Source organism: Actinoallomurus acaciae (assembly GCF_042429965.1).
GTDB lineage: Bacteria > Actinomycetota > Actinomycetes > Streptosporangiales > Streptosporangiaceae > Actinoallomurus > Actinoallomurus acaciae.
Window position 1 is genome coordinate 1 of record NZ_JBHLZP010001118.1, and the last position, 1,036, is coordinate 1,036.

Here is a 1,036-nt window from a genome sequence, read left to right on the forward strand (position 1 = left end):
ACTACATGACGCCGAGTGTGTTCGTCGAGGTCGAGGCGTTGCCGCGCACGGTCAGCGGCAAGCTCGACCACGCCGCACTGCCCGCGCCGCAGGCGTCCGCCCCGTCGGCCCGGCCCCGTACGCCGCGCGAGGCGTCCCTCTGCGCGCTGTTCGCGGACCTGCTCGGCCTGCCCGCCGGCATCGACGACGACTTCTTCGCCCTCGGCGGCCACTCCTTGCTGGCCATGCGCCTCACGGGCCGGATCCGCGCCGAGCTCGGCGCGGACCTGCCCATCCGGGCCGTCTTCGAGTCGCCGACACCGGCCGGGCTCGCACGGCGGCTCGACGGCGTCCGCGCGGACCGTCCCGCCCTCACCGCGGGCGAGCGGCCCGAACGTCTCCCGCTGTCCCACGCACAGCAGCGGCTCTGGTTCCTCTACCGGCTCGACGGGCCCGGCCCGACGTACAACATCCCCATCGCCTGGCGCCTGGAGGGCGACCTCGACCTGCCCGCCCTGCGCGCGGCGCTGGCGGACGTCACGGCCCGGCACGAGCCGCTGCGGACGGTCTTCGAGGAACACGACGGCACGCCTTACCAGCGGATCCTCCCACCCGGACCGGTCGACGCGCCGGTCCACGAGACCACGCCCGAGGAGCTTCCGGCGCGGCTCGCCGAGGCCGCCGCGTACGGCTTCGCGCTCGACGCCGAGCCTCCGCTGCGGGTCACGGTGTTCCGGCTCGGGCCCCGCGTCCACGTCCTGCTGCTCCTGTTGCACCACGTCGCGGGCGACGAGTGGTCCGACGTTCCGCTACGCCGCGACCTCGACCAGGCGTACGCGGCGCGGCTCGCCGGGACCGTGCCGTCCTGGCCGGAGCTGCCGGTGCAGTACGCCGACTACGCGCTGTGGCAGCGGCGGCTGCTCGGCGAGCGCGACGACCCGGCGAGCCTGGCCACACGGCAGCTCGCGTACTGGACCGAGACCCTGGCCGACCTGCCGACGGAGCTGCCGCTGCCCGCCGACCGGCCGCGCCCGGCGGAGCCGTCCACCCGGGGCGG

1 protein-coding gene is annotated in these 1,036 nt (G+C 76.0%); it reads left to right on the top strand.

Features of this window, described 5'->3' with window-relative positions:
* Positions 1-1,036: condensation domain-containing protein (locus ACFFNX_RS50985; protein WP_378213727.1), on the top strand; the 1,036-nt coding region annotated here is incomplete at both ends.